The following is a 5,694-nucleotide window of genomic DNA, read 5'->3' as shown; positions in this document are numbered from 1 at the left end:
CGGGATCAGCTCAGCACCCCCGCATGCACCCACCACCCGGGGTGATCGAACTGGACCAGTTCGGCCGCGCGCTGCGCCTCGGCGGTGTTCTCGTAGATCGCAAAACATGTCGCGCCCGACCCCGACATCCGCGCCAGCCAGGCGCCGTTGCTAGCGTTGAGCGCCGCAATCACCTTGGCGATCACCGGCGCGATACGGATGGCCGGCGCTTCGAGATCATTGCAACCGGCGGCCAGCGCTTCAACCCAGTCCTCGACCGATGCGCCCCGCTCCGGCCAGGCGGGGGCCCGAAGCACGTCGCTGGCGCCTACCTTGAGTTCGCCACGGCGCAAACCGAGCGCGGCAAACACCTGCGCAGTCGCCACGGCAACACCGGGATTGACCATCACGCATGGCAGTTTCGGCAAGGCCAGCGGCTGCAATGTATCCCCGACGCCGGTCATGATGCAGGCGCGCGAATTCAGACAAACCGGCACGTCGGCGCCGGTTCGTCGCGCAACCTCGATCACCCTGATATCGTCGATGGCCAGAGTGTTGGCCCGCGCCAGCAGCCGCAGCGCCGCTGCGGCATCGGCCGAACCGCCGCCGATGCCGGCGGCGACCGGCAGCACCTTGTCGAGGGCGAAATTGCCCTGTTGCAGACCCGGCACGCATTCCCCGAGCAGCTGCGCAGCCTTGAGCACAAGGTTGTCTTTGGTCTCGCCGCAGGCCTGCGCCTGCGGCCCGGTGGTGACAAGATGCAGTTCGGGTCCGGGCAAAAGGCTCAGGCGGTCGGCGCAATCGGCGAACGCCACCACGCTTTCGAGCTCGTGGTAGCCGTCGGTACGGCGTCCCATCACCCGCAGGCTCAGATTGACCTTGGCGCGGGCATCCTCGATCAGCGCCGGCATCGGCGATCAGCCCCAAGCCTTGTCAATCCAAGCCTTGTCAATCCAGGCCTTATCAATCCAAGCCTTGTCAATCAAGCCCGCCGATCAGCCGCCCTTGCCGTCTTCTTTTTTCTTGTCCGCGGAGGCCGCCGAGGAGGTGTCATCCGGCAGTCCGTTCTCGATCTTGGCCTCGATCTTTGGCAAATCTTCCGGCTCGGGCTTCAGATCGCGGGCATGGGCCCACTGGAATTGGGCTTCCAGGGTGCGGCCGATGCGCCAATAGGCGTCGCCGAGATGGTCATTGATGGTCGGGTCTTCGGGCTTGAGGTCGATCGCGCGCTCCAGATTCTTCACCGCGTCATCATAATTGCCGATGCGGAAATAGGCCCAGCCGAGCGAGTCGACGATATAGCCGTCGTCCGGGCGCTGATCGACGGCCCGCTTGATCATCTTCATGCCCTCGTCGAGATTGATCCCCTGATCGATCCACGAATAGCCGAGATAGTTCAGGACATGCGGCTGCTCGGGCTGCAGATCAAGCGCCTTGCGCATATCGGCTTCGGCCTTGTTCCACTCCTTGGCACGCTCCTCGCAGATGCCGCGATAATAGTAATAGACCCACATCGACTTTTCGTTCGGGTCCGGCAGGGCATCGATGCCTTTCGAGTAGGTCTGCACGCAGTCGGAGAACTTCTTGCGGCCCCGCTCGATATTGCCGAGCGCCATGATGGCCTCGACATCCTTGCTATCCTCCGCCGTGACGCTCTTCAGTATCTTGATCGCCTCATCGCTGCGGTCGGCGGCATCGAGATCGGTCGCGAGCTGAATTTGCGCGTTGCGCTTCAGCACCGAATTGGCCGGCACGCGCTCGTAAACCTTGATCGCCATCGTCGGTTTCTTGACCGACTCATAGAGGTCGGCCAGCGACAGCAAAGCCAGGGGATGATTGGGTTCGAGGTAAAGCGCGAGCTGCAGATAGACCAGTGCGAGATCCTCGCCGCCCTTGCGCGTCAGCATGGCGCCGATGCCATAAAGCGCCTCGGCGGCGCCTGCTTGCGGCGAATCGACCAGCGGCGGCAGCTTCTTGCCGGCCTTGGTTTCGCGCAGTTCCTCCAGCACCAGCGGATGCCGCGGCAGCTTTTTGTCGAAGGCCTCGTAGACCGCCGCGGCCGCCGCCGCATCCTTGTTGCGTGACAGCCAGCGTGCGTAGTCGTCGGCGACCCGCAGCATCGTATCGTCGAGCTTGTAGGCCCGCTCGAGACGCTGACCGGCGTCCTTTTCCTTGCCGGCGAGTTCCAGAATCATGCCGGAGTGCAGGTCCTTGAACAGCGGATACCATTCCGGACCGGCCAGCTTGTCGATGCTGGCGACCGCCGTTTTGGCGTCGCCGGCGCCGTAACTGGCCCAGCCCGACAACAGGGTCGCCACCAGGTCGGTGATCGGTCCGCGGATCGATTGATTGATGTTGAGCTGCGCGGCGGCATATTTCTTCATTTTCAGATCGCGCACGCCGAGCACCAGCCGGGCGACGCGATTGGATTTGTCCAGCGTCAAGATGCGGTCGGCGAGCTTGACGGCCTCGTCGATGTCGCCGTCGGAGAGCGAGGAAAAGAACGCGCGGTCCAGCAATTCATTGTTCTTCGGATCGGTCCGCAGCGCCGAGCGATAGAAGGTCGCCGCCGAAGCGGCGTCGCGCTCCACGGTGGCATGGCGCGCGGCCAGATAGCTGCCCGACGTCGTCAGCGATTTCAGATCGTGGAAGGTTGGAAACTGCGCCGAATTGTCGGTGGGATGGTCCGGCGTCTGAGCCGACAGCGAGCCCGGCACTGCGAGCGCGGTGAAGGCGAATGCGGCGATCGTCCAGCGATTTAAACGTATGGAAAACATCGGTTCGCCTAGCTCCAGGATTTGACGGCGGGATCTCAGAGGGATCAGTCTCGAATGCGAACCCGACCGGCTGCATCAGGACGGCCGACAATGCCGCGTTTGGGGTTCAACCGCAAGGATAGGGCGCGGCAAATCGACTGGCGGGACGGTCCTATCGCCGCCAGGGGCCTGATAACGCTTTCAGTGTGGCCGTATCGTGGCCGAGCATCGCTGTCGCCCGGGCAGCGCCCACGCAATCGTGGTCACATCGCCTCATAATTCGGTCCGCCGCCGCCCTCCGGCGGAACCCAGGTAATGTTACCGTTGGGGTCCTTGGCGTCGCAGGTTTTGCAATGGACGCAATTCTGGGCGTTGATGACAAAGCGCGGCCCCGTGCTCTCCTCGACCCATTCATAGACCCCGGCCGGGCAATAGCGGTTGGAGGGGCCGGCATAGACATCGTGCTCGGATGTCTTCTGCAGGTTCAGGTCGGCGACTTTCAGATGAACCGGCTGGTCCTCTTCGTGGTTGGTGTTGGAGAGGAACACCGACGACAGCCGGTCGAAAGTGAGCTTGCCGTCCGGCTTTGGCGCCGCGATCGGCGCATGCGCCTTGGCGGGATCGAGCGTGTTGCGGTCCGGCTTGGCGTGCGACTGGGTTCCGAACAGCGAAAAACCGAACGTGTTGCACCACATGTCGATGGCGCCGAGTGGAGCTCCAACCAGGGTGCCGAACTTCGACCACAGCGGCTTGACGTTGCGGACCGGGTACAAATCCCTGCCGACCGGCGAGGTGCGCCAGGCCAGTTCGTATTCGACCGGTTCGTCATTGGCACGGCCCGCGCCAAGCGCGGCGTGGAGGTGCTCGGCCGCGAGCATGCCGCTGCCAACCGCGTTATGGACGCCCTTGATGCGCGGCACATTGACCAAACCCGCCGCGCAGCCGATCAGCGCGCCGCCGGCGAAGGACAGCCGCGGCACCGACTGAAAGCCGCCCTCGGTGATGGCGCGCGCGCCGTAGGAAAGCCGCCTGCCGCCCTCGAACAGGGTGCGAATAGCGGGATGGGTCTTGAAGCGCTGGAATTCGTCGAACGGCGACAGATAGGGGTCGTGGTAATTGAGATGCACGACGAAACCGATCGACACCAGGTTGTCGTCGTAATGATAGAGGAACGAGCCGCCGCCGGTCGAATTGGTCAAGGGCCAGCCGAACGAATGCTGCATCAGGCCTTTTTGGTGCTTGGCCGGATCGATCTGCCACACCTCCTTGAGGCCGATGCCGAATTTCGGCGGTTCGCTGTTGGCGTCGAGCGAGAATTTGGCAATCAGTTGCTTGGTCAGGCTGCCGCGCGCGCCTTCGGCAAACAGGGTGTATTTGCCGTTGAGTTCCATGCCGCGGGTATAGGACGATTTGTGCGAGCCGTCCTTGGCGACGCCCATGTCGCCGGTGGCGATGCCGCGCACCGCGCCCTTGTCGTCGTAAAGCACTTCGACCGCGGCAAAGCCTGGATAGATTTCGACGCCAAGCGCCTCGGCCTTGCGCGCCAGCCAGCGGCAGACATTGCCGAGCGAGCCGATATAGCAATGATGATTGTTCATCAGCGGCGGCATCGCGAATGCCGGCAGCGGGATCGCGAGGCCCGCGGTCATCCAGTAGAACTTGTCGGTTTTCACCTCCGTCTTCAACGGGCAGTCGGCATCCTCGCGCCAATCCGGAATGAGCTGGCCGAGCGGGCCGGGATCGATCACCGCGCCGGACAGAATGTGGGCGCCGACCTCGGAGCCTTTCTCCACCACGACGACGGTCAATTCGGCGTTGAGCTGCTTCAGCCGGATCGCGGCGGCGAGGCCCGACGGCCCGGCGCCGACAATCACGATGTCGAATTCCATGGATTCGCGCGGCGGCAATGCTTCGTTGCTCATGATCTGCACTCAGCCCGGTTGAGAAAGCCTCTGTTTTGCAACTCGTTTGTTTCCACTTTTTTCGACCGAGAACAACCATGGAAATTCCCGTTCAAGCATTTCGCTGCAACGCGATCCGCTCTAGAATGGGGGATGCCCCTGAGATCCCGCCATGACGCCTGAGACCGCCCCCACCGTTCGGCAATTGCTGGACTTTTATCTGGAGGCCGGGGTCGACTGCGCGCTGACGGAAGTGCCGGTCAACCGGTTGTCCGACCCCGACAGGCCCTTGGCCATGGCAGCAGCGCCGGCCAGCCCGGTCGGGGCAACTGCGCCCGCGATTGCCGCCGTCCGCGCCGAGGCCGCGGCCACGCCCGAGGCGGCGCTGCAGTCGGCGCGGGAAGCGGCGCGGACGGCGCCGACACTCGAAGCGCTGCGCGCGCTGTTGGAACAATTCGACGGTTGCGCGCTGAAATCGACCGCGACGCGCCTGGTGTTCGCCGACGGCAACCCGCAGGCGCGCATCATGTTCGTCGGCGAGGCTCCCGGACGGGAGGAAGATCTCGAGGGCCTGCCGTTCGTCGGCCGTTCCGGCAAGTTGCTGGACCGGATGATGGCCACGATCGGGCTCGACCGCACCAGCGTCTACATCGCCAATGTCATTCCATGGCGGCCGCCCGGCAACCGCACGCCGACGCCGCAGGAGACCCAAATCTGCCTGCCGTTCATCCAGCGCCAGATCGAACTGGTCAATCCCGATATATTGGTCACGCTGGGCAATCCCTCCACCCAGACCTTGCTGTCGACCCGCGAGGGCATCATGCGAACCCGAGGGCGTTGGTTCGACTACGACACCGGCACGCGGCTGATCCGCGCCATCGCCACCTTCCATCCGGCCTATCTCCTGCGCTCGCCTTCCTACAAGCGGCTGGCCTGGCAGGATTTGCGCGCGATCGCCAAAGCGATGGAGGCGGCAACGGTTTTTTCAGCCTGAGTTGCCCAACCGGCGCTGACCTTCTCCCCTCCCCCCGCGAAGCGGTGGGGAGGGGTCGGGGGTG

Annotated in this window: 4 protein-coding genes; 1 reads left to right on the top strand and 3 read right to left on the bottom strand. The window is 63.9% G+C overall.

Annotation, left to right across the window (positions count from 1 at the left end; translation table 11 throughout):
• Positions 1-5: 5 nt before the first annotated feature.
• The 3 genes from ABSG20_RS28060 to ABSG20_RS28050 form a co-directional block, all read right to left on the bottom strand.
• Complete coding sequence (locus tag ABSG20_RS28060; RefSeq protein WP_423867726.1) at positions 6-890, bottom strand: 4-(cytidine 5'-diphospho)-2-C-methyl-D-erythritol kinase; 885 nt, start codon at positions 888-890, stop codon at positions 6-8.
• Between the two features lie 84 nt (positions 891-974).
• On the bottom strand, positions 975-2,756 hold the full coding sequence (locus ABSG20_RS28055; protein WP_423867725.1) for a tetratricopeptide repeat protein: 1,782 nt from the start codon (positions 2,754-2,756) through the stop codon (positions 975-977).
• Positions 2,757-2,998: 242 nt separating this feature from the next.
• Positions 2,999-4,657 carry an electron transfer flavoprotein-ubiquinone oxidoreductase gene (locus ABSG20_RS28050; RefSeq protein WP_423867724.1) on the bottom strand — a complete coding sequence of 553 codons (1,659 nt, stop codon included), beginning with the start codon at positions 4,655-4,657 and terminating at the stop codon, positions 2,999-3,001.
• 151 nt (positions 4,658-4,808) lie between these two features.
• On the opposite strand from ABSG20_RS28050, the gene ABSG20_RS28045 reads away from it, so the two are divergent.
• Positions 4,809-5,630, top strand: a complete 822-nt coding sequence (locus ABSG20_RS28045) for a uracil-DNA glycosylase (protein WP_423867723.1) — start codon at positions 4,809-4,811, stop codon at positions 5,628-5,630.
• Positions 5,631-5,694: the final 64 nt, after the last annotated feature.

This window comes from Bradyrhizobium sp. (genome assembly GCF_049512235.1).
Taxonomy (GTDB): Bacteria; Pseudomonadota; Alphaproteobacteria; order Rhizobiales; family Xanthobacteraceae; genus Bradyrhizobium.
Note: the sequence above shows the minus strand (reverse complement) of the source record. Positions and strands in the feature narration are given on the sequence as shown.

Coding starts and splice junctions, on each gene's coding strand:
- ABSG20_RS28060 (WP_423867726.1), bottom strand. CDS start 890: ATGCCGGCGCTGATCGAGGATGCCCGCGCCAAGGTCAATCTGAGCCTG.
- ABSG20_RS28055 (WP_423867725.1), bottom strand. CDS start 2,756: ATGTTTTCCATACGTTTAAATCGCTGGACGATCGCCGCATTCGCCTTC.
- ABSG20_RS28050 (WP_423867724.1), bottom strand. CDS start 4,657: ATGAGCAACGAAGCATTGCCGCCGCGCGAATCCATGGAATTCGACATC.
- ABSG20_RS28045 (WP_423867723.1), top strand. CDS start 4,809: ATGACGCCTGAGACCGCCCCCACCGTTCGGCAATTGCTGGACTTTTAT.